Genomic DNA, 22,376 nt, shown 5'->3' with positions numbered 1-22,376 from the left:
TTTTTGCTTCCTATTTGTGTAATCTGCGTCATCTGCATCTGAAAAATTATTTGTAGACACCTCTTTCATCTTCCTTTTTTTAAACTAAACAAAGATTACGATTATTATATGAAAGGAACATTCCCTATCCATAAATTCCGCGAATTGCGTACTCCCTTCTATTACTACGACACAAAGGTCTTGCGCGACACACTTTCGTGCATCCGTACGGAAGCTGCCCGATATGGCAACTATTCGGTGCATTATGCTGTGAAGGCCAATGCCAATCCCAAGGTGCTTGCCATTATCCGCGAGAACGGCTTGGGTGCCGACTGTGTAAGTGGCGGTGAAATCCGTGCAGCCATCAAGGCAGGTTTTCCCACTGGCAAGATTGTTTTTGCAGGGGTGGGCAAGGCTGATTGGGAAATCAATCTGGGGCTGGATTATGACATTTTCTGCTTTAATGTGGAGTCTGTCCCCGAGCTGGAGATTATCAACGAGCTGGCTGCCGCTAAGGGTAAGGTGGCCAATGTGGCTTTCCGTATCAATCCCAATGTAGGTGCCCATACCCATGCCAATATTACCACTGGGCTGGCCGAAAACAAGTTTGGTATCAGCATGCAGGATATGGACCATGTGATAGACATTGCGCAGAATATGAAGAACCTGAGATTCATCGGACTGCATTTCCACATCGGTTCCCAAATATTGGATATGGGCGATTTCGTGGCTTTGTGTAACCGCGTCAACGAATTGCAGGATAAGCTGGAAGCTCGCCATATCCGCATCGAGCACGTCAATGTGGGGGGCGGACTCGGCATTGACTACGGTCACCCCAACCGTCAGCCGATACCCGACTTCAAAAGCTACTTCGAGACTTACAACAGCCATCTGAAACTCCGTCCCCACCAGACGCTCCACTTCGAGCTGGGACGTGCGGTAGTGGGACAATGCGGTTCATTGATTTCGCAGGTGCTTTATGTGAAGCAGGGCACCAACAAGCAGTTTGCCATCCTGGATGCCGGCATGACGGATTTGATTCGTCCGGCACTCTACCAAGCGTTCCATAAGATAGAGAATATCACTTCGGATGCGCCGGTTCAGGCTTATGATGTCGTAGGGCCCATCTGCGAGTCTTCTGATGTATTCGGTAAGGCTATTGATTTGAATGGGGTGAAGCGTGGCGACCTTATCGCCCTCCGTTCGGCAGGGGCTTATGGCGAAATTATGGCTTCGGGCTATAACTGCCGTGAGCTGCCTCAAGGATATACGTCGGACGAGCTGGTATAGAGAGGCTGGAGATGCGTTGCATGAATGGCGAAGCATTTATTATACCAAGGCTTCTGTTTTTATATAAAAAATGTTATTGCGTGAACAACTTTTAAGGTTTCTTGTTACTTTTGTAATGATTTCAATTTAAATAAATACGATTATGATTACAGAAAAATTACAGAATGCAATTAATGAGCAGATTACGGCTGAGATGTGGTCTTCCAACCTTTATCTGGCAATGTCTTTCTATATGGAGAAAGAAGGTTATAACGGCATGGCTTCCTGGTTGAAGAAGCAGGCTTCTGAAGAAAAAGCTCATGCTTGCGAAATGGCTTCTTATATCATCAAGCGTGGCGGTAAGGCCAAACTGGACAAGATTGATGTTGTTCCCAATGACTTCGGTACTCCACTGGAAGTGTTCGAGCAGGTAGCCCAGCACGAACGCCGTGTTTCCAAAATGATTGATGAATTGGTAGATGTTGCCTCTGCCGAAAAAGATAAGGCTACACAAGACTTCCTTTGGGGATTCGTGCGCGAGCAGGTAGAAGAAGAAGCTACTGCCGACGGCATTGTAGATATGATAAAGAAAGCCGGTGATGCCGGAATCTTCTTCGTTGACTCAAAACTGGGAGAACGCAGATAAGAGAGAAACTAAAAAAATCCCGCGGCTAATTTTAGTCGCGGGATTTTTTTTAGTTATGAGTTATAAGTTGTGAGTTATTTGTTGATGAAGGGCTTATATCCGCAAGGGAAAGCACAAGCAAATAACTTATAACTCATCACTCATCACTCATCACTCATTTCAGCACTCCCAGCTCTTTCCCCACCTTAATAAATGCAGCGATACATTTGTCCAGATGCTCCTTTTCGTGTCCGGCAGAGATTTGTACGCGGATGCGTGCCTGGTCTTTGGGCACTACGGGGTAGTAGAAACCGGTGACGTAGATGCCTTCTTCCTGCATGCGGGCGGCATAAATCTGGGAGAGTTTGGCATCATACAGCATGACGGCGCAGATGGCGCTTTGTGTCGGCTTGATGTCGAAACCGGCGGCGGTCATCTTGTCGCGGAAGTAGTTCACGTTTTCCAGCAGTTTGTCATGCAGGGCATTGCTCTCTTTGAGCATCTTGAATACCTCGAGGCTGGCGCCGATGATGCCCGGAGCCAATGAGTTGGAGAAGAGGTACGGACGGCTGCGTTGGCGTAGCAGGTCGATGATTTCCTTGCGTCCGGTAGTGAATCCTCCCAAAGCGCCGCCAAAGGCTTTGCCCAAGGTTCCGGTATAGATGTCCACGCGTCCGTAGGTGCCGTATTGTTCGCTTACGCCGTGTCCCGTAGGGCCTACCACGCCGGCGGAGTGTGATTCGTCCACCATGACCAGCGCGTCGTATTTCTCGGCAAGGTCGCAAATCCGGTCCATCGGGGCAACGTTGCCGTCCATGGAAAATACCCCGTCTGTAACCACGATACGGAAACGCTGTGCCTGGGCTTCCTGCAGGCATCTTTCCAGGTCGGCCATGTCGGCATTGGCGTAGCGATAGCGTTTGGCTTTGCAGAGGCGTACGCCGTCAATGATGGAAGCATGGTTTAGGGAGTCCGAGATGATGGCGTCTTCCTCGGTGAAGAGGGGCTCGAACACACCGCCATTGGCGTCGAAACAAGCGGCGTAGAGAATGGTGTCTTCAGTCTTGAAGTAGTCGGAGATGGCTGCTTCCAGCTCCTTGTGGATGTCCTGCGTTCCGCAGATGAAGCGTACGGACGACATGCCGTATCCGCGGCGTTCCATAATCTGCTGGGCGGCGGCAATCAGCCGCGGGTGGTTGGACAGTCCCAGGTAATTGTTGGCACAGAAGTTCAGCACCTCTTTGCCTTTTACGCTGATGGCAGCTTGTTGTGCACTCTCAATCAGTCGCTCTTCCTTGTAGAGTCCGGCTTCTTTTATTTCAGCAAGTGTCTTGCTGAGATGGTCTTTCATTTTACCGTACATAGCATTTTATTTTTTAGGTAATACGTTGTCATTACATTTCCCACAAAGAACATCATTTTTCTTGGAATAAACAATATCAATATGGCAGAAATATGAAAAAAAAGTATGTATATTTGCACCATATATAATAACGAAACCTTATAAATAACTCGTATGAAGAATATTTTGGTAATTGGAGCTACCGGACAGATTGGGTCGGAACTCACGCTGGAGTTGCGCAAACGTTATGGCGATGACCATGTTGTGGCAGGATACATTCCGAGTGCTATGCCCAAGGGAGAATTGAAAGCATCCGGCCCTTCGGCCATTGCCGACGTGACAGACCGTCAGTCCATCGAGGTGGTGGCACGTCAGTTCAAGATTGATACTATCTACAACCTGGCTGCCTTGCTCTCGGTAGTTGCCGAAAGCCGTCCGGCCATGGCTTGGAAAATCGGTATCGACGGGTTGTGGAATGTACTGGAAGTGGCACGTGAGTACAATTGTGCCGTGTTTACTCCGAGTTCCATCGGTTCGTTCGGCGAAGCTACGCCTCATGTGAAGACACCGCAGGACACTATCCAGCGTCCGCGTACCATGTATGGGGTGACAAAAGTGACGACTGAATTGTTGAGTGACTATTACTATACAAAATATGGTGTGGATACACGCTCGGTACGTTTTCCGGGAATCATTTCGAACGTGACCCCTCCGGGTGGCGGCACTACGGACTATGCGGTGGATATCTTCTACTCTGCCGTGAAGGGAGAAAAATTCGTATGTCCGGTGAAGGCCGGCACGTATATGGATATGATGTATATGCCCGACGCACTGAACGCGGCCATCTCGCTGATGGAAGCGGCACCGGCAAGGCTGAAGCACCGCAACGCCTTCAACATCGCCTCCATGAGTTTTGACCCAGAACAGATTTATCAGGAAATTAAGAAGCATATGCCTGATTTTGAGATGGCATACGAGATTGATCCGCTGAAGCAGGCCATTGCCGACAGCTGGCCCGACTCTCTGGATGACTCTTGTGCACGCGAGGAATGGGACTGGATGCCGCAGTACGACCTGGAGTCCATGACCGTAGACATGCTTGAGAAATTAAGGGCTAAATTAAACAAGTGACCGTAAGCGGTCCGTAAAGAATGAAAAAACTTTTATTGGGATTTTTGTTACTCGCCTTTTTGATTTCGTGTGGAAACAAAAAGGCGAAAATGGATCCCTTTGCTACCATTACGGAAATGGTGGATTCGGCCGGTCACAAGGCCGATACGCTGCTGGAAGCAGAAGTGAAGGAAGAACCGAAGCCGATGGAGGCAGACGAGCTGTTTGATGATTTTATCTTCAATTATGCTTCGGATGATGCTCTGCAAAGGCAGAGGACGGTATTTCCTTTGCCCTATTATGACCGTGACACTCCGCTGAAGATAGAGGCGGACTTCTGGAAGCACGATTATCTGTTTACCAAGCAGAACTATTACACCTTGCTTTTTGATAAGGAAGAGGATATGGACATGGTGGGCGATACTACGCTGACATCGGTACAAGTGGAGTGGATTTTCTTGAAAACGCGTATGATGAAGCGTTATTATTTTGAGAAGAAGCGGGGAATGTGGATGCTCGAAGCCATCAACCTGCGCGAGATGGAGAAAGGCGAAAATGAGGACTTCGTGGAATTCTATACCCGTTTTGTGACGGACAGTGTCTATCAGAGCAAGCATATCAGCCATCCGCTACAATTCATCACCATAGACCCTGACGACGAGTTCTCTATCCTGGAAACCACTTTGGATGTGGACCAGTGGTATGCCTTCCGTCCGGTAATGCCTGCCGACAGACTGTCTAATATCAATTACGGACAGAAGAATGAGGACTTGTCGGACACCAAAATACTGAAGGTAAATGGCATAGGCAACGGATACTCCAATATCTTCTATTTCCGCAAACGCAGTAAGGGATGGGAGCTGTACAAATATGAAGACACGAGCATTTAAAATAAAGGAGGAAAGGTTTGAGGAAGATACCCAATACATTTGGAATTGACGTTACTGCTGCAAGATTTCTGGAATACGGCTCGGAGGATGAACTGCGGGAGCTGATTGCAGCAGGACAGGTCGTTGCGCCCTGGCTGCATATCGGTGGAGGGAGCAACCTGCTCTTTATTAAGGATTATGAAGGCACGGTGCTGCATTCACGTATCGGTGGCCTGGAGGTGACGTCAGAGGATGAGGAGCACGTGTGGGTGCGTGTGGGTGCTGGTGTGGTATGGGACGATTTTGTGGCTTGGTGTGTGAAACGACATTGGTATGGTGCCGAGAACCTTTCGCTGATACCGGGTGAGGTCGGGGCAAGTGCAGTACAGAATATCGGTGCTTATGGTGTGGAAGTAAAGGACCTGATAACATCCGTGGAAACCATAAATATGGCAAGGGAGAAGCGTATCTACGGGGTGGATGAATGCGGCTACTCCTACAGAAAGAGCTTGTTTAAGCAACCGGAGATGAAGGCCGTGTTTGTGACTTACGTGAACTTCTGCTTGAGTAAACGGGAACATTATACATTGGATTACGGTACTATCCGGCAGGAGCTGGAGAAATATCCGGTGCTGAATCTGGAAACTTTGCGCCGCGTGATTATAGACATCCGTCAAAGCAAGTTGCCCGACCCGAAGGTGCTGGGCAATGCGGGTAGTTTTTTTATGAACCCCATCGTGCCGCGTCGGCAGTTCGAGTCTTTGCAACGGGAATATCCGGATATGCCCCACTATGATGTGGATGCCGGCCGGGTAAAGATACCGGCTGCCTGGATGATAGACCGGTGTGGCTGGAAAGGGAAGGCGCTGGGGCCTGCTGCGGTGCACGGCCGGCAGGCGTTGGTACTGGTGAACTCGGGTGGTGCCACGGGAGCGGATATTGTTGCTCTTTCGGATGCCGTGCGGGCTTCTGTCCGCGAGAAATTCGGCATTGACATTCACCCGGAAGTTTGTTTGATAAAATAGTAAGAGAGTTTTGACGCACCCAAACATCGTTGTATATAACCTGATTTTAGAAATTTATTTGATTTAGTCAATGGGAAAACTCAGAATACTAGGAAGCGGAACTTCGACCGGAGTGCCTGAGATAGGCTGTACTTGTCCGGTCTGCACTTCCACTGACCCGCGGGACAACCGCTTGCGTGCGTCATCCCTGCTGCATACGGATGATGCGGTGATATTGATAGATTGTGGCCCTGACTTCAGGGAACAGATGCTGCGCGCCTCTTCTTTTGAGAAGATAGACGGCGTACTGGTGACACACGAACACTATGACCATGTGGGCGGTCTGGATGATTTGCGCCCGTTCGGCCGTTTTGCCGATATCCCTATCTATTCCGATGCCTACACTGCTGCCCATCTGCGGGCAAGGATGCCTTACTGCTTTGTCGATAAAGTATATCCGGGAGTTCCGCGTATCTATCTGCAGGAAGTGGAGGCGGGGCAGGCGTTCCACATCAACCGGACGGAGGTGCTGCCTTTACGGGTGATGCACGGTAGGCTTCCCATCCTGGGCTACCGCATTGGCGGCCGGCTGGGATATATCACGGATATGCACATGATGCCTGAGGAATCTTATGAACAATTGAAGGGCTTGGACGTTTTGGTAATGAATGCTTTACGGCCAAAGCCGCATCCTACGCACCAGAGTATTTCGGAGGCGTTGGAGGCTGCCGGACGTATTGGTGCCAAAGAGACCTATTTTATCCATATGAGCCATCATGCAGGGCTTCATGCCGACATCGAAAAGCTGTTGCCACCCCATGTACACTTTGCCTACGATGGACTTGAAATAGATTTCTAAACTTTTTGAAACATTTGTTTTGTTTTATTAGTAGAAAATGCTATTTTTGCCAAAAGTTGATGAATAAATGCCATGAAACTCCGACTCCTCATACAGATAGCTGTCGTTGTGTCCATAGTGCTGCTATGTACCGGTTTTGGCGTGTATTCCTTCCTGCGGTTGAATTCGGTGGAGAACCGGCAGGATTTCAATCTTTATACTTTGGTGCCTCAAGATGCCACAGCCATACTCGAAACTGACCGTATGGCAGACCTCGTGGAAGATATCAATGAACTGAATTGCAGCAAAGACAATCATTTTCTATACGTATCGGAGCTTTTTGTTTACTTGAAGAAATATTTGTATACTTTGGTGGAGGATACTCCGCATGGACTGAGTAAACAGATGAACAAGATGCTGATTAGCTTTCACGAGCCGGATACACCGATGAACCAAGTATTGTATTGCAGTTTGGGTTCGGGTGATTATGAGTTGGTGGAATCTTTTGTGGAGAAGTACTGCTCCAGTTCGTTTCCTTCCAAGTATTTCGATTACAAGGGAGAGGAGATACGTATCTATCCCATGGCAGACGGTCGTTTCCTGGCTGCCTACTTCACTCCCGATTTTCTGGTTGTAAGTTTCCAGAAGCGTTTGATAGAACATGTGATTGATGCGCGGCGCAGCAAAAAGTCCCTGATGAACCTCCCTTCTTTCCGCACTATGTACGCGGGCAAGCAGAGTAACGTGGCTGCCACGGTCTATGTGCGTATGAAAGGAGTGGATATGGGGAAGCCTACGGACGGTATCCGTTCGCAGACGCAGCTGGGCAGTTGGGCGGAGTTTGACATGAAGTTCAATGAAGATGCCATTTATTGCTCCGGCATCAGCCATGGGTCGGATTCCACACAGACGTTTATCAATGCCTTGCGGGTGCAGCAGCCGGTAGAGGACGGATTTTCCGGGGCTCTGCTTCCGTCTTCCACTTTTTTTTACGATCGCTGGGCAATGTCTGACAGAAATTCCTGGTTTGGCTTTACTGCCAGTCAGGAGTATGCCAAGGCCACCTATTCAGACTATATCAAGCAGCGCGACGAGGAGTGGATTGCTTACTTGAATGAGCATGCGGGCGAGAGCGTGATGTCTTGCTTGTTCCAGTCTAAAGACACGTTGGACAAGCTGCCTTGCGCCGTGATGTGTATCCCTCTCAAGGATGAACTGGCAGCGGAACGCCGCTTGCAGTCTCTGCTTTACAGTACCCCCAAGGAAGAGGATGCTCCGCTTATGCCGAAGGTGGTTTCAAATAATTCGTTGTATCCCAAAGCAAGGAAGTTCCCTAAATATGTGTTGCCCCGTAACACGCTGCTCACCCAGCTGACGGGCATCACGGAGTCTGCCCTTTATACCTTTGCCTGTTTCTATCGGGGTAGTCTGTTGCTGGCTCCCGATGCACTGAGCCTTTCGGCCTATATTGAGGCGGTGGAGAGTGGAGATGTGTTAGACGGAACACCGGTGTACGAAGAGGGTATAGGCAGTCTTTCACCCATATATAATTTTGTGATGATGGTGGATATGGAGATGATGCTGAGCCAGCCTGAAACGTATGTGCGTCTGATACCGAACTTCTTCTTCCGTCAATCCAACTTCTTCCGTCATTTCATGCTTGCAGTACAATTCACTTGTACAGAAGGGGTGGTTTATCCGAATATCGTATTGCTTTATAAAGGGTGATTAATCGGTCATTCTGTAGAGTGCTGAGGGAAAATAAGCACGAGGAAAGTCAAAATACACACTCACCACAGATTGCACAGATTAAAACAGCTAAAAATTCTTGATTATCAAAATTCTAGAATGAACTGTGTTAATCTGTGCAATCTGTGGTGAATTATAACATATTCTTAGAACGGCAGGTCATCCTTTGCATCCCCTGCGAGGAATTCCGGTGCGGCAGTGGGAGCCGGCGGTGGAACGGGAGCGCCCGGAGCGGGTGCGGCAGTGCTTACGCGTTCTACCTTCCATGCGCGAATACTGTTGAACCAACGGTCTTGCCATTGGCGTGCGTCTACATCAAAAGATACTGTCAGCTCTTCGCCCATCTGAATATTGAACTGTTCGATTTTGTCCGCTCCAAATACGTCAAAACACATTTTGCGCGGATATTGGCCATGGTCTTCAATCACATATTCTTGTGATTTCCATTCGTTACCTGACTTGGAAACTCCGCCTCTGGGCTGGAGTATAGCGATGATTTTTCCTGTAAATTCCATTGTTTTCTTTTTAAATGATGCGGCGAAGTTACAATTTTTTAGGAATATGAGACGAATATTCGGCTGTTTTTTCTTGCTATTTCTTTGTCGTAGGGAATTCTTTTTTTAACTTTGTCCGTCAGTTTGAAAAAGATAAAAACGGTTTCTAAGACGTTAGCAAAATAAAAAACTTAAATATACAGAAGATATGAAATTTATCGTTTCGAGTACTGCGCTCTCCAGTCATTTGCAGGCTATCAGCCGTGTGATTAATTCGAAGAATGCGTTGCCTATTTTGGATTGTTTCCTCTTTGAACTGCAAGACGGAACCTTGTCTGCAACTGTTTCCGACAGTGAAACGACGATGGTCACTACGGTCGAAGTGAATGAAAGTGATATGGACGGCCGTTTTGCCGTCACAGCCAAAACCCTTTTGGACGCTTTGAAGGAAATTCCCGAACAACCGTTGACTTTTGAAATCAATACGGATTCCCTTGAAATCACGGTACAGTATCAGAACGGTAAATACAGCCTGATGGGGCAGAATGCGGACGAGTTCCCGCAGTCTGCCATGTTGGGTGACAATGCCGTACGTGTGGAAATGGATGCACAAGTGTTGCTGGGTGGTATCAACCGTGCCGTGTTTGCTACGGCTGATGACGAGCTTCGTCCCGTGATGAACGGTATCTATTTCGATATCACAACGGAGGACATCACGATGGTGGCATCAGACGGTCATAAGCTGGTGCGCTGCAAGACACTGGCTGCCAAAGGTAACGAACGTGCCGCCTTTATCCTGCCCAAGAAGCCGGCTTCGCTGATGAAGAATCTGCTGCCGAAAGAACAAGGCATGGTGACTATCGAGTTCGACGAACGCAACGCTGTGTTCACATTGGAAAGCTACCGCATGGTGTGCCGTCTCATCGAAGGACGCTATCCCAACTACAACTCTGTGATTCCGCAGAACAACCCTTATAAAGTGACGGTAGACCGTCTGCAACTGCTCGGTGCTTTGCGCCGCGTGTCTATCTTCTCTTCGCAGGCAAGCAGCCTTATCAAGCTCCGTATGCAGGAGAATCTGATTGTCATCTCCGCACAGGACATCGACTTCTCTACATCGGCCGAAGAAACACTGGTTTGCCAATATGCGGGCAATCCGATGAGCATCGGTTTCAAGTCCACTTTCCTGATTGACATTCTGAATAACATTTCTGCCGATGAAATCGTTATCGAACTGGCAGATCCTTCACGTGCAGGTGTCATTATTCCGGTAGAGCAGGAAGAGAACGAAGACTTGCTGATGCTGCTGATGCCGATGATGCTGAATGACTGATGAATATTAGCAATCGGATTATGAGCTACGAGCTACAAGTGGCTGCGCAATTATGCCGCACGGTACTTGTAGCTCGTGGCTTGTAAGTTAAACTTATAATTTATAGCTCATAGCCAGAGCTTATAAAACGAAAAAACAATGAAATTGAATCTGAAAAATCCGATAGTCTTTTTTGATTTGGAGACTACGGGTACCAATATCAACTCAGACCGAATTGTCGAAATCTGTTACCTCAAGGTATATCCCAACGGGAATGAGGAGTCCAAAACCATGCGTATCAACCCCGAAATGCCCATTCCTGCCGAAGCATCTGCCGTTCATGGCATCTACGATGCCGATATAGCCGACTGCCCCACATTCAAGGAAGTGGCGCGCAACATTGCCAATGACATTGAAGGATGCGACTTGGCGGGCTTCAACTCCAACCGTTTTGATATCCCCGTCCTGGCGGAAGAGTTCCTTCGTGCCGGTGTGGACATTGACATGAGCCGCCGCAAGTTTGTGGACGTGCAGGTCATTTTCCACAAGATGGAGCAACGCACGCTGTCTGCTGCCTATAAATTCTATTGCGGCAAGAATTTGGAAGACGCCCATACGGCAGAGGCTGATACACGTGCCACCTACGAAGTGCTGATGTCGCAGTTGGACCGCTATCCGGAGTTGCAGAATGACGTGGCTTTCCTTGCCGACTATTCCAGCTTCAACAAGAATGTGGACTTTGCCGGTCGTATGGTCTACGATGACAAAGGTGTGGAAGTATTCAACTTCGGCAAGTACAAGGGCATGTCGGTATCCGATGTCCTGAAGCGCGATCCCGGCTATTACAGCTGGATTCTGAACAGTGATTTTACCCTGAATACCAAAGCCACGCTGACCAAGATACGTCTGCGTGAAATGACTCAGAAATAAATGGCAAATATACTGAAAGGGAAGAAAATAGTATTGGGCATTACGGGCAGCATTGCCGCCTATAAAGCATGCTATATTATTCGCGGACTGATTAAGCGTGGTGCAGAGGTGCAGGTGGTCATTACGCCTGCCGGAAAAGAATTTATTACCCCTATCACGCTCTCTGCCCTGACCAGCAAACCGGTTATCAGTGAGTTCTTTGCCCAACGCGATGGCACCTGGAACAGCCATGTGGACCTCGGTCTGTGGGCAGATGCCATGCTGATAGCCCCGGCTACGGCTTCCACCATCGGCAAGATGGCGAATGGCGTGGCAGACAATATGCTGATTACCACCTATCTTTCCGCCAAAGCTCCGGTGTTTGTGGCGCCTGCCATGGACCTGGACATGTATGCCCATCCTTCCACCCAAAAGAATCTGGATACACTCCGCTCTTATGGAAACCACATCATAGAACCTGCTACGGGAGAACTCGCCAGCCATCTGGTGGGGAAAGGCCGTATGGAGGAGCCGGAGAATATCATCCGCCACCTGGAAATGTACTTTGCTGCCAAAGATGGCGACCTGGTGGGCAAGACAGTGATGATAACCGCAGGACCTACTTATGAGAAGATAGACCCGGTGCGCTTCATCGGCAACTATTCTTCCGGCAAGATGGGACTTGCCCTGGCAGATGAATGTACCGCCAGAGGGGCCAAGGTGATACTGATTGCCGGTCCGGTGCAGCAAGGCACTTACTTCCCGATGCACCAGTACCATGCGGTAGAGTCGGCGCAGGAGATGTTCGAGGCTGCATCCGCCGCCTTTGTCCATGCCGATGCCGCCATCTTGACGGCTGCCGTGGCAGACTACACCCCCGAACAAGTGGCGGATGAGAAAATCAAGCGTGAAAAGACCGGGGAGATGAGTTTGAACTTGAAACCTACTCGCGACATAGCCGCTTTCTTAGGCAATCTGAAGAACGATACAGAGCACCAACGGCGCCTCCTCGTAGGCTTTGCCCTTGAGACTCATAACGAGCAGATGAATGCGGAAGACAAGCTCAACCGCAAGAATCTGGACTTCATCGTGCTGAACTCCCTGAACGACAAGGGAGCCGGTTTTCGTTGCGATACCAATAAAATCAGTATCATAGACCACCAGGGAAAGACGGACTACCCCTTGAAGTCCAAAGCCGAAGTGGCTGCCGACATCGTAGACCGTCTGGTGAAAGATTTAAATAGTAAATAGTAAATCGTCAAATCGTCAATATCCTTATGTTGCGTTCGCTTTACATACAGAATTATGCGCTTATTGAAAAGCTCGATATCAGCTTCAGCAGCGGTTTCTCGGTGATAACGGGTGAGACCGGTGCTGGAAAATCCATTATTCTGGGTGCCATCGGTCTGCTGCTGGGACAGCGTGCCGATGTGAAAGCCATTCGTGTAGGAGCTTCGAAGTGCATTATCGAGGCCCGTTTTGATATTTCCGCTTACGGTATGCAGCCTTTCTTTGAGGAGAATGAGTTGGAGTACGAGGAAGAATGCATCCTGCGCCGCGAGGTGTCCGCTTCGGGCAAGAGCCGGGCATTCATCAATGACACGCCTGCTTCATTGGCTCAGATGAAGGAGCTGGGAGAACAGCTGATTGACGTGCATTCCCAGCATCAGAACCTATTGCTGAACAAGGAAGGATTTCAGTTGAATGTACTGGACATCTTGTCGCATAACGAAGAGGCCTTGTCTGCTTACCAGCATATCTTCGGAGCATGGAAGCAGGCACAGCAGGATTTGGAGGCCCTTGTTGCCCGTGCCAATCAGGATAAGTCGGACGAAGACTATATCCGTTTCCAACTGGAACAGTTGGAAGAGGCACACTTGTCTGCCGGTGAGCAGGAGGAGCTGGAGCAAGAGGCAGATACGCTGAGTCATGCGGAAGAGATAAAGGCCGGACTCTATCGGGTAGGGCAGACGCTCTACTCGGACGAAGGAGGCTTGTTGTCCGGGCTGAAGGAATGCCTGAATACGATGCTCGGCCTGCAGAGGGTTTATCCGGTTGCCGGGGAACTTGCCGAACGCATGGAAAGCGCTTATATCGAGTTGAAGGATATTTCGCAGGAAGTGTCGGGTAAGGAGGATGAAATAGAGTTCAACCCCGAACGTCTGGATGAAGTGAACGAACGTCTGAACTTGATTTATACGCTCCAACAGAAGCACCGCGTTTCCACTGTCGGTGAACTTCTGGCGCTGACGGATGAATACGCCGCCAAACTCTCCGCCATCACTTCGTCCGACGAGCACATCGAGGAACTGAAAGCGCGTTGCGACGCTTTATATAATAAGGTGAAAAAGCAGGCTGCCGTCCTCACCAAGGCGCGTACTGCCGCTGCCCGTGAAGTGGAGAAGCAGATGGCTGCGCGGCTGGTTCCGTTGGGCATGCCCAATGTCCGTTTCCAGGTAGAGATAGGTGCCCGCAAAGAGCCGGGCATACACGGGGCGGATACTGTGAACTTCTTGTTTTCCGCGAATAAGAACGGGGCATTGCAAAGCGTCTCCTCCGTAGCTTCGGGTGGTGAAATAGCCCGCGTCATGCTCTCCATCAAAGCAATGATAGCCGGTGCCGTCAAGCTTCCTACTATTGTATTCGACGAAATAGATACCGGAGTCTCCGGCGAGATAGCCGACCGCATGGCGGATATCATGCAGGAGATGGGCGAGCAGGACCGCCAGGTAATCAGTATCACCCATCTGCCCCAGATTGCTGCCCGCGGACGCGCCCATTATAAGGTGTACAAGCAGGACAACGAGACGGAAACAAACAGTCACATCCGTCGTCTGACCGACGATGAACGCGTGGAAGAAATAGCCCATATGCTGAGTGGTGCTAAGCTGACCGAAGCCGCACTGAACAATGCCAGAGCATTGCTGGAAGTATCAAATAGTAAATAGTAAATCGTCAAATAGTAAATACCCATATATGGTTGATAACAGTGAAATGATTTTCGGCGTTCGTGCCGTGATAGAAGCCATTCAGGCAGGAAAAGAGATAGACAAGATATTGGTAAAGAAGGACATTCAGAGTGATTTGTCAAAAGAGCTGTTCGCTGTCTTGAAAGGGACTTTGATACCGGTACAGCGCGTTCCGGTGGAACGCATCAACCGCGTGACGCGTAAGAATCACCAGGGAGTGATTGCCTTCATCTCTTCAGTCACTTACCAGAAGACGGAGGACTTGGTACCTTTCCTTTTCGAGCAGGGCAAGAATCCTCTGTTTGTGATGCTCGACGGCATCACGGATGTCCGCAATTTCGGCGCCATTGCCCGTACTTGCGAGTGTGCGGCGGTAGATGCCGTGATTATCCCTGCACGGAACAGTGTATCAGTCAACGCAGATGCCATGAAAACTTCGGCAGGAGCCTTGCACACTTTGCCCGTTTGCCGCGAACACAGCCTGAAAGAGACCCTGCAATTCCTCAAGAATAGTGGTTTCCATATCGTGGCAGCCACGGAGAAAGGCGATTACGACTATACCAAAGCCGACTATACCGGTCCGATGTGCATCATTATGGGTGCCGAAGACAAGGGGGTGTCCTATGACAACCTGGCGTTGTGTGACGAGTGGGTGAAAATTCCCATGTTGGGAACCATCGAGTCCCTCAATGTTTCCGTTGCAGCCGGCATTTTGATTTATGAAGCGGTAAAACAAAGAACCAACTAAGATATGAAAAAGAAATTGCTGTTGATGCTCACTCTCTGTTTATTGGCTCAGTGGAGTGTGGCACAAGCCCCGAAGTGGGTAGACAAAGCCAAACGTGCCGTTTTTTCGGTGGTGACCTACGACCAGGACGATAAGATACTGAATACTGGAAACGGCTTTTTTGTCACTGAAGATGGCGTTGCGCTTTCTGACTACACCTTGTTCAAAGGTGCCCGGCGCGCCGTTGTGATGAGCTCGGACGGGGCACAGATGCCGGTGGAGGCCATTATGGGAGCTGATGACATGTACGATGTTGTCAAGTTCCGTGTCGGCATCCCCGGAAAGAAAGTCACGGCACTCACTTTGGCTGCTGTGGCTCCGGCCGTCGGTGCGGATGTATATCTGCTGCCTTATTCCACCCAGAAGGACCGTTCCTTCACTGCCGGGAAAGTAAAGGAAGCTGATAAGATTTCCGGTAACTATTCCTATTATACACTTGATATGCGTTTGAAGGACAAGATGGTGAGTTGTCCGCTGATGACTGTGGACGGGCAGGTCTTCGGCCTTGCGCAGAAGTCCTCCGGACAAGACACGGCTACCATCTGCTATGCCATTGATGCCAATTTCGCCATGTCGCAGAATATCTCCGCATTGTCTTATGGAGATATGTCATTGAAGGGCATCGGTATTAAGAAGGCATTGCCCGATACCGAAGAGCAGGCTTTGGTGTTCCTCTACATGGCTTCTTCCCAACTGTCTCCGGAGAAGTATATGGAGACTCTGAACGATTTCATTGCACAATATCCTGCCAGTGCCGACGGTTATCTGCGCCGTGCTTCCCAGCATCTGTTCATGTCCCGTGAAGATGCTTCCATGGATAAGGTCGCCGCAGATATGGATAAGGCTTTGGAGGTTGCCGCAAAGAAAGATGATGTGTATTACAACCGGGCCAAGATAATCTATAATTATGCATTGGGCAAGCCCGAGAAAGTTTATAAGGACTGGTCGCTCGACAAGGCTCTGGACGAGGTACGGAAAGCGATAGCCATTGACGAGCTTCCGGTTTATGTCCAGTTGGAGGGTGACATCCAGTTTGCCAAGCAGGACTATCCGTCGGCATTTACCAGCTATGATAAAGTGAATAAGACCATTCTGGCCTCTCCGGCTACCTTCTTCAGTGCTGCCAAGACCAAGGAACTGATGCAGGCACCTGCCGAAGAGGTACTGGCTCTGATGGACAGTTGTGTGGCCCGCTTTACCCAGCCCTATACGGAGGAAGCCGCCCCTTATTTGTTGGAGCGTGCCCAAGCCCGTATGAATGCAGACCAGGCGCGTAATGCCATGCTGGATTATGACGCCTATTACAATGCCGTGAACGGTAAAGTGAACGACATGTTCTACTATTACCGTGAGCAGGCTGCTTTGAAGGCCAAGCAGTACCAGCGTGCGCTGGACGATATGGCGAAAGCCATCGAACTGAATCCGGAGGATTTGACTTACCGTGCCGAACTGGCAGTGGTGAATCTTCGCGTGGGACGTTACGAAGAGGCGTTGAATGTGCTGAAGACTGCTCTGGAGAAAGACCCTAAGTATGCCGAGGCCTACCGTCTGATGGGTATCGCCCAGCTGCAGATGAAGAAGGACAAGGAAGCTTGTGCCAGCTTTGCCAAGGCAAAGGAATTGGGTGACCCCAATGTGGATGCTTTGATTGAGAAGCATTGCAAGTAAAGGGATGGGATAGAATAAAGGCTCTGCTTTCGCAAGCAGAGCCTCTGTTTTGGGGAACTCCCCCGTGTTAAATGAGTTAAGTCTAGGTATAACAGGTTATGAGTGAAATTACGTTGTTTTATTTATAAAATGCGTGGATTTCCGGAATACTGCATATACTTCGGATTTTTTTTATTTCAAAAAAGAAAATAGACTCGATTATTAATAAAAACAAACTTTGACAATCATGAAGAAAGTGATTTGCAGCCAGAAGGCACCGGGCGCCATAGGCCCTTATAGCCAGGCTATCGAAGCCGGCGGAATGGTATTTGTATCAGGTCAGTTGCCTATTGACGCAGCTACCGGAGTGATGGCTGAAGGTGCGGAAGCGCAAGCTCGCCAGTCCTTGGAGAATATAAAGCATATCCTGGAAGAGGCAGGGCTGGGTATGGCGAATATTGTGAAGACAACTGTTTTCCTGGCAGACATGTCCTTGTTCGCTGATATGAACAAGGTATATGCCACTTATTTTGACGGTGCTTTCCCGGCACGTTCGGCTGTGGCAGTGAAGGCGTTGCCCAAAGATGCCTTAGTAGAGATTGAGTGCATCGCGGTTCGCTAACAAGTCGGCCACAATGAAACTGCTGCCTCCCACGAAGATGAAATCTTCCGGGAGGCTTTTTTCTTGTGCGGCCCGCACGGCGGCAGGTACATCAGGATAGCAATGTCCTTCCAGACCTGCTGCTTCGGCAAGCTCCTGTAGTTCGCTTTCGGGCAATGCTCGCTTCACGCTGGCTTTGGTGAAGTAGTAGGTCGCTTCCCGGGGCAGCAGGGCCAGTACCCCCCGTATATCCTTGTCATTCACCATGCCTATGATGATGTGTAGTTGGCGGTAAGCCTGCTGTTTCAGTTGTTCTGTAATGTAGGTGATGCCTCCCACATTGTGGCCGGTGTCACAAATCAGGGTGGGTGAGTCCTGCAGTTTTTGCCAGCGTCCCATCAAGCCCGTCAGTTCCACCACACGGGCAAAGCCACTGCGCACTGCTTGTCCGTCCAGCCGGTAGCCGGCTTCTTTCAGTAGCGGGAGGGCGGTGAGTACGGTCCGGGCATTTTTCTGCTGGTAGAGCCCTTTCAGTTCGTATTCTATTCCGGGATAGTCTTCACGGTCATTCTCCTCGGCAAAGTAGATGGGAGCACCCGTTGTCTGTGCTTTTTCCAGAAATACCGGTTTCGTTTCGGGAGTGGTCTCGCCGATTACAACGGGGATACCGCTTTTAATGATTCCTGCCTTCTCTCCTGCGATTTTTGCCAAGGTGTCCCCCAGGAATTGGGTATGGTCAAAACTGATGTTGGTGATGATGCATACATCCGGACGGATGATATTGGTACAGTCCAGGCGTCCACCTAGTCCCACCTCGATTACGGCTACATCCACCTTTTCATCGGCAAAGTAGCGGAAGGCCATGGCGGTGGTCAGCTCAAAGAAAGAGGGATGGAGGGGTTCGAAGAAGCCACGTTCCTGCTCTACAAAACGGATGACGTATTCCTCGGGTATAGGCTGTCCGTTAATCCGGATGCGCTCCCGGAAATCCACCAGATGGGGCGAGGTATAGAGCCCGACCCTGTATCCTGCCTCTTGCAGTATGGCGGCAAGCGTATGCGAGCAGGAACCCTTTCCATTGGTACCGGCCACATGAATGCTGCGGAAACTGCGGTGGGGATGTCCGAAATGTTCGTCCAGGGTCAGAGTATTTTCCAACCCCTCCTTGTATGCTGAGCCGCCCACCTGCTGAAACATGGGCACACTGTTATATAAGTAAGTTAAAGTGTTCTGATAATCCATCTTTTATAATATTTAACGGAGAAGCAATCCTTTCTCCCTATTAATTTGTTATCTTTAAAAGCGACAAAGATAATGCAGACCGGACGCAATCAAGCTTGCTTGAAATTGCTTGCAGTGTAACTTATCTTAAGCTTATGCAAAGGTATTAACAATTTAAATCTAACGTGTATGGGAGCTAAGAAAAATTTTGTGATTGATACGAATGTGATTCTTCACGATTATAACTGTTTGAAGAATTTTCAAGAGAATGACATTTATCTTCCCATCGTAGTCCTTGAAGAACTGGACAAATTCAAGAAAGGTAATGAGCAGATTAATTTCAATGCGCGTGAGTTCGTCCGTGAGCTTGATTTGATTACCGATGACAATCTGTTCACCAAAGGGGCGCCATTGGGAGAGGGCTTGGGCCGTCTGTTTGTGGTGGCAGGCATGGTGGACTCTCCCCGAGTACGTGATTCCTTTCCCGAACGCATCCCCGACCATCAGATTCTGTCGGTAGTGGACTGGCTTTCCACCAAAAAGCCTAAAATGAAAACCATCCTTGTCACGAAAGACGTGAATCTGCGCATGAAGGCGCGTTCCATCGGTCTGCTGTGCGAAGACTACATCAATGATAAGGTAATCAATGTGGATATATTCGAAAAGTCGAATGAAGTGTTCGAGGGTATTGACCCTGCGCTGATAGATCGCATTTATTCTTCCAAAGAAGGACTGGACATCAACGAGTTCGATTTTAAGGACATCATTCGTCCCAACGAATGTTTTGTGCTGAAGAGTGACCGCAGCAGTGTGCTTGCGCGTTATAATCCCTTTGCCCATTCGATTTGCCGGGTCCACAAGACAAAGAATTATGGCATTGAGCCGCGCAATGCCGAGCAGAGCTTTGCTTTTGAGGTGCTGAACGACCCGAACATCAAGTTGGTTGCCCTGACCGGCAAGGCGGGAACCGGCAAGACCCTGCTGGCATTGGCCGCCGCATTGGGAAAACTTACCGACTACAAGCAGATTCTCCTGGCACGTCCCATCGTGGCCCTATCCAATAAAGACCTTGGATTCCTTCCCGGTGATGCCAATGAGAAAGTGGCTCCTTACATGCAGCCTTTGTTCGATAATTTGAATGTAATCAAGCATCAGTTCGCTGCCAATTCCTCTGAAGTGAAACGCTTGGAGGATATGCAAAAAAGTGAACAATTGGTCATCGAGGCATTAGCCTTTATCCGCGGGCGCAGTTTGAGCGAGACCTACTGTATTATTGATGAAGCCCAAAACCTGACTCCGCATGAGATTAAGACCATCATCACCCGTGCCGGTGAAGGCACAAAAATGGTGTTTACCGGTGATATTCAGCAGATAGACCAACCCTATCTGGACAGTCAGTCCAATGGGCTTGTTTATATGATAGACCGTATGAGGGACCAGAACTTGTTTGCCCATGTCAATCTGGTGAAAGGAGAACGTAGCCAGTTGAGCGAGTTGGCAAGTAATCTGATGTAGCGGATACCGCATTTTCCGGGGTAAAACTATTTCTATCCCGCTTTCCGACTGTTAAAACGGGGGAGGCGGGATGGTTTCTTTATAGACGATAAATAGTTGTTATAACATTTTTTTATCGATTTATTGTCTGTTTTGCCTAAAATAGTGTATCTTTGCCTCGCCTAAAACAAAACTGTCAAGCGAAATGAAGCGAAATTTTTTTCATCGGTATCTTTCCGCGAAAGTGCTTCCGATATGGACTATTCTATTAATTGACGTATTTATCATCGTCATATCCAGTCTGTTGGCCTATGCTCTCCGATATGATTTCAGAAGCATTTTTTTGGAATCCTCTACCATTGACAAGACCATTTTATGGACGGTTGTTGTCAACTTGATTTTCTTCCGTGTTTTCCGTACGTATTCCAATGTGTTGCGCTTTTCTTCCTTTGTGGATATCATGCGCATTTTTGTGTCATTGACGGTGTCGTATGCACTGCTGATGATAACAAGCGTCCTGACGGAAAGCTATTTGGAGTTCAACCTGGCTCCGGTCAGCGTGCTGTTCATGTCCTATATCATCAGCTTTGCCATGATGGCATGCTCCCGTGTGATTGTCAAGACTTTCTTCGAGGCGCTGAACTTCGACGGCACCCACAGTGCCAATGTGTTTATTTACGGTGCCAAGGAAGCCGGGGTCAACATTGCCAAGGCATTGCGTGTCAATCTGCGCAACCACTACCGTCTGCGCGGATTCATTGCGGACGAACCTGAGCTTATCAACAAGGTGATGATGGGTGTCAGGGTGTTCCCCAACGATGATACGCTGATTGATGTGCTGAACGACCGCGATGTGCAGACCATCATCATTTCTCCTGCCAAGATGGAGGAACTGAAGAAGTCCGACATGGCTGACCGCCTGCTGGTGCACAACATCAAACTGATGACCGCGCCTCCTTTGAGCGAGTGGAACGGTCAGGCGCTGAGCCGCACACAGTTGAAGGAAATTCAGATTGAGGACCTGCTTCAGCGCAATCCTATTGAGATAGATATCCATAAGGTTGCCTCTCATCTGGAGGGCAAGCGTGTGATGATTACGGGCGCCGCCGGCTCCATCGGCAGTGAAATCATGCGCCAGGTGGCTTCGTTCAATCCCTATAAACTTATTTTAGTGGACCAGGCCGAGACCCCTCTGCACGACATCCGTCTGGAACTTCAGGACCGTTGGCGCGACATCGATGCCGAGACCATCATAGCCGACATCTCCAATGCCACGCGCATGGAGGATATCTTCAGGGAGTTCAAGCCCCAGTATATTTTCCATGCGGCCGCCTACAAGCATGTGCCGATGATGGAGGACAACGTTTCCGAGTCCATCCAGGTGAACGTATTCGGCACGCGCACCGTTGCCGATCTTGCCGTGAAATACGGTGCCGAGAAGTTTGTGATGATTTCTACGGACAAGGCTGTTAACCCTACAAACGTGATGGGCTGTTCCAAGCGTATTTGCGAGATTTATGTGCAGTCTCTTGCGAAGAAGTTGCAGAAGGAGGGAGGCCATGCCACTCAGTTCATCACTACGCGTTTCGGCAATGTGCTGGGTTCCAACGGTTCTGTCATTCCCCGTTTCCGCGACCAGATTCAGCGTGGCGGCCCGGTGACAGTGACCCATCCTGAGATAATCCGTTACTTCATGACCATTCCCGAAGCTTGCCGCCTTGTTCTTGAGGCCGGCAGTATGGGCAACGGCGGTGAAATCTACATCTTCGACATGGGTAAGCCGGTGAAGATTGTGGATCTTGCTAAGCGTATGATCAGCCTTTCCGGACGTACGGATGTGAAGATTGAATTTACCGGTCTCCGTCATGGCGAGAAGCTCTACGAGGAACTCTTGAATGTGAAGGAGCTTACAAAGCCCACCTATCATGAGAAGATTATGATTGCCACGGTGCGTGAGTATGACTATGACGAGGTGAAGGAGCGTATCCAGAAGCTGATTGATGTAAGTTACACTTATGACCAGATGAAAATTGTTGCTGCCATGAAGGATATTGTTCCGGAGTTCGTGAGCAAGAATTCCTGCTTTGAGGCGCTGGATAAGAAGAAATAAAAAGATAGCGGTATAGTATAAATGAAAGGGTGATAACGTCATTGTAG

Annotated in this window: 19 protein-coding genes; 16 read left to right on the top strand and 3 right to left on the bottom strand. The window is 49.2% G+C overall.

Translation table 11 applies throughout. From position 1 onward, the window contains the following. Positions 1-108: 108 nt before the first annotated feature. A complete protein-coding gene (lysA, locus tag DWZ03_RS10005; RefSeq protein ID WP_005831416.1) occupies positions 109-1,269 on the top strand; it encodes a diaminopimelate decarboxylase in 1,161 nt (386 codons plus the stop codon). Positions 1,270-1,411: 142 nt separating this feature from the next. Continuing rightward, positions 1,412-1,894 carry a ferritin gene (locus DWZ03_RS10000; protein ID WP_005831414.1) on the top strand — a complete coding sequence of 161 codons (483 nt, stop codon included), beginning with the start codon at positions 1,412-1,414 and terminating at the stop codon, positions 1,892-1,894. Positions 1,895-2,048: 154 nt separating this feature from the next. Here DWZ03_RS10000 and kbl read toward each other — a convergent pair whose 3' ends face one another. Beyond that, complete coding sequence (gene kbl, locus DWZ03_RS09995; RefSeq protein WP_057282069.1) at positions 2,049-3,236, bottom strand: glycine C-acetyltransferase; 1,188 nt, start codon at positions 3,234-3,236, stop codon at positions 2,049-2,051. Positions 3,237-3,389: 153 nt separating this feature from the next. Here kbl and DWZ03_RS09990 point away from each other — a divergent pair, with 153 nt between their 5' ends. The 5 genes from DWZ03_RS09990 (at position 3,390) to DWZ03_RS09970 (ending at position 8,764) form a co-directional block, all read left to right on the top strand. Next, the gene (locus DWZ03_RS09990; protein ID WP_005831407.1) at positions 3,390-4,346 is read left to right on the top strand and encodes an NAD-dependent epimerase/dehydratase family protein; all 957 of its coding nucleotides are present in this window, start codon (positions 3,390-3,392) and stop codon (positions 4,344-4,346) included. Between the two features lie 20 nt (positions 4,347-4,366). Further along, on the top strand, positions 4,367-5,215 hold the full coding sequence (locus DWZ03_RS09985) for a DUF4348 domain-containing protein (RefSeq protein WP_044467695.1): 849 nt from the start codon (positions 4,367-4,369) through the stop codon (positions 5,213-5,215). Positions 5,216-5,232: 17 nt separating this feature from the next. Further along, positions 5,233-6,219 (top strand): UDP-N-acetylmuramate dehydrogenase, encoded by a 987-nt coding sequence (murB, locus tag DWZ03_RS09980; protein WP_005832367.1) that lies wholly within the window; start codon positions 5,233-5,235, stop codon positions 6,217-6,219. Positions 6,220-6,289: 70 nt separating this feature from the next. Then, on the top strand, positions 6,290-7,057 hold the full coding sequence (locus DWZ03_RS09975; protein WP_034529604.1) for an MBL fold metallo-hydrolase: 768 nt from the start codon (positions 6,290-6,292) through the stop codon (positions 7,055-7,057). 72 nt (positions 7,058-7,129) lie between these two features. Beyond that, positions 7,130-8,764, top strand: a complete 1,635-nt coding sequence (locus DWZ03_RS09970; protein ID WP_005831393.1) for a DUF3352 domain-containing protein — start codon at positions 7,130-7,132, stop codon at positions 8,762-8,764. A gap of 167 nt (positions 8,765-8,931) precedes the next feature. Here DWZ03_RS09970 and DWZ03_RS09965 read toward each other — a convergent pair whose 3' ends face one another. Then, entirely contained in the window at positions 8,932-9,300 is a 369-nt protein-coding gene (locus tag DWZ03_RS09965; RefSeq protein WP_005831391.1) for a DUF3127 domain-containing protein, read from the bottom strand. Between the two features lie 187 nt (positions 9,301-9,487). Between DWZ03_RS09965 and dnaN the strand changes: the two genes are divergently transcribed. From dnaN to DWZ03_RS09930, 7 genes are all read left to right on the top strand, one after another. Further along, positions 9,488-10,612, top strand: coding sequence for a DNA polymerase III subunit beta (dnaN, locus tag DWZ03_RS09960; protein ID WP_005831387.1), 1,125 nt, complete (start codon positions 9,488-9,490; stop codon positions 10,610-10,612). Positions 10,613-10,750: 138 nt separating this feature from the next. Beyond that, entirely contained in the window at positions 10,751-11,521 is a 771-nt protein-coding gene (locus tag DWZ03_RS09955) for a 3'-5' exonuclease (RefSeq protein ID WP_005831385.1), read from the top strand. Further along, positions 11,522-12,751 carry a bifunctional phosphopantothenoylcysteine decarboxylase/phosphopantothenate--cysteine ligase CoaBC gene (coaBC, locus tag DWZ03_RS09950; protein ID WP_005832361.1) on the top strand — a complete coding sequence of 410 codons (1,230 nt, stop codon included), beginning with the start codon at positions 11,522-11,524 and terminating at the stop codon, positions 12,749-12,751. It abuts the gene before it with no gap. A gap of 26 nt (positions 12,752-12,777) precedes the next feature. Then, positions 12,778-14,448, top strand: coding sequence for a DNA repair protein RecN (gene recN, locus DWZ03_RS09945; RefSeq protein WP_120129862.1), 1,671 nt, complete (start codon positions 12,778-12,780; stop codon positions 14,446-14,448). A gap of 28 nt (positions 14,449-14,476) precedes the next feature. Continuing rightward, the gene (gene rlmB, locus DWZ03_RS09940; RefSeq protein WP_005831382.1) at positions 14,477-15,217 is read left to right on the top strand and encodes a 23S rRNA (guanosine(2251)-2'-O)-methyltransferase RlmB; all 741 of its coding nucleotides are present in this window, start codon (positions 14,477-14,479) and stop codon (positions 15,215-15,217) included. 3 nt (positions 15,218-15,220) lie between these two features. Next, positions 15,221-16,924, top strand: a complete 1,704-nt coding sequence (locus tag DWZ03_RS09935; protein ID WP_120129859.1) for a serine protease — start codon at positions 15,221-15,223, stop codon at positions 16,922-16,924. Positions 16,925-17,150: 226 nt separating this feature from the next. Continuing rightward, positions 17,151-17,525 carry a RidA family protein gene (locus tag DWZ03_RS09930; RefSeq protein WP_005831379.1) on the top strand — a complete coding sequence of 125 codons (375 nt, stop codon included), beginning with the start codon at positions 17,151-17,153 and terminating at the stop codon, positions 17,523-17,525. On the opposite strand, the gene DWZ03_RS09925 is transcribed toward DWZ03_RS09930, so the two are convergent. Beyond that, entirely contained in the window at positions 17,493-18,746 is a 1,254-nt protein-coding gene (locus tag DWZ03_RS09925) for a bifunctional folylpolyglutamate synthase/dihydrofolate synthase (protein WP_120129856.1), read from the bottom strand. The genes DWZ03_RS09930 and DWZ03_RS09925 overlap by 33 nt on opposite strands. Before the next feature lie 168 nt (positions 18,747-18,914). On the opposite strand from DWZ03_RS09925, the gene DWZ03_RS09920 reads away from it, so the two are divergent. Together DWZ03_RS09920 and DWZ03_RS09915 are read left to right on the top strand one after the other, a co-directional pair. Beyond that, positions 18,915-20,240, top strand: coding sequence for a PhoH family protein (locus tag DWZ03_RS09920; protein WP_005831374.1), 1,326 nt, complete (start codon positions 18,915-18,917; stop codon positions 20,238-20,240). Positions 20,241-20,424: 184 nt separating this feature from the next. Continuing rightward, entirely contained in the window at positions 20,425-22,329 is a 1,905-nt protein-coding gene (locus tag DWZ03_RS09915) for a polysaccharide biosynthesis protein (protein ID WP_005831372.1), read from the top strand. Positions 22,330-22,376 lie beyond the last annotated feature (47 nt).

Source organism: Bacteroides sp. AF29-11, assembly GCF_003602895.1.
Taxonomy (GTDB): domain Bacteria; phylum Bacteroidota; class Bacteroidia; order Bacteroidales; family Bacteroidaceae; genus Bacteroides; species Bacteroides uniformis.
Note: the sequence above shows the minus strand (reverse complement) of the source record. Positions and strands in the feature narration are given on the sequence as shown.

Excerpts from the sequence above, each read along its gene's own strand:
- lysA (WP_005831416.1), top strand. The coding sequence starts at position 109 with ATGAAAGGAACATTCCCTATCCATAAATTCCGCGAATTGCGTACTCCC.
- DWZ03_RS10000 (WP_005831414.1), top strand. The coding sequence starts at position 1,412 with ATGATTACAGAAAAATTACAGAATGCAATTAATGAGCAGATTACGGCT.
- kbl (WP_057282069.1), bottom strand. The coding sequence starts at position 3,236 with ATGTACGGTAAAATGAAAGACCATCTCAGCAAGACACTTGCTGAAATA.
- DWZ03_RS09990 (WP_005831407.1), top strand. The coding sequence starts at position 3,390 with ATGAAGAATATTTTGGTAATTGGAGCTACCGGACAGATTGGGTCGGAA.
- DWZ03_RS09985 (WP_044467695.1), top strand. The coding sequence starts at position 4,367 with ATGAAAAAACTTTTATTGGGATTTTTGTTACTCGCCTTTTTGATTTCG.
- DWZ03_RS09975 (WP_034529604.1), top strand. The coding sequence starts at position 6,290 with ATGGGAAAACTCAGAATACTAGGAAGCGGAACTTCGACCGGAGTGCCT.
- DWZ03_RS09970 (WP_005831393.1), top strand. The coding sequence starts at position 7,130 with ATGAAACTCCGACTCCTCATACAGATAGCTGTCGTTGTGTCCATAGTG.
- DWZ03_RS09965 (WP_005831391.1), bottom strand. The coding sequence starts at position 9,300 with ATGGAATTTACAGGAAAAATCATCGCTATACTCCAGCCCAGAGGCGGA.
- dnaN (WP_005831387.1), top strand. The coding sequence starts at position 9,488 with ATGAAATTTATCGTTTCGAGTACTGCGCTCTCCAGTCATTTGCAGGCT.
- DWZ03_RS09955 (WP_005831385.1), top strand. The coding sequence starts at position 10,751 with ATGAAATTGAATCTGAAAAATCCGATAGTCTTTTTTGATTTGGAGACT.
- coaBC (WP_005832361.1), top strand. The coding sequence starts at position 11,522 with ATGGCAAATATACTGAAAGGGAAGAAAATAGTATTGGGCATTACGGGC.
- recN (WP_120129862.1), top strand. The coding sequence starts at position 12,778 with ATGTTGCGTTCGCTTTACATACAGAATTATGCGCTTATTGAAAAGCTC.
- rlmB (WP_005831382.1), top strand. The coding sequence starts at position 14,477 with ATGGTTGATAACAGTGAAATGATTTTCGGCGTTCGTGCCGTGATAGAA.
- DWZ03_RS09935 (WP_120129859.1), top strand. The coding sequence starts at position 15,221 with ATGAAAAAGAAATTGCTGTTGATGCTCACTCTCTGTTTATTGGCTCAG.
- DWZ03_RS09930 (WP_005831379.1), top strand. The coding sequence starts at position 17,151 with ATGAAGAAAGTGATTTGCAGCCAGAAGGCACCGGGCGCCATAGGCCCT.
- DWZ03_RS09925 (WP_120129856.1), bottom strand. The coding sequence starts at position 18,746 with ATGGATTATCAGAACACTTTAACTTACTTATATAACAGTGTGCCCATG.
- DWZ03_RS09920 (WP_005831374.1), top strand. The coding sequence starts at position 18,915 with ATGGGAGCTAAGAAAAATTTTGTGATTGATACGAATGTGATTCTTCAC.
- DWZ03_RS09915 (WP_005831372.1), top strand. The coding sequence starts at position 20,425 with ATGAAGCGAAATTTTTTTCATCGGTATCTTTCCGCGAAAGTGCTTCCG.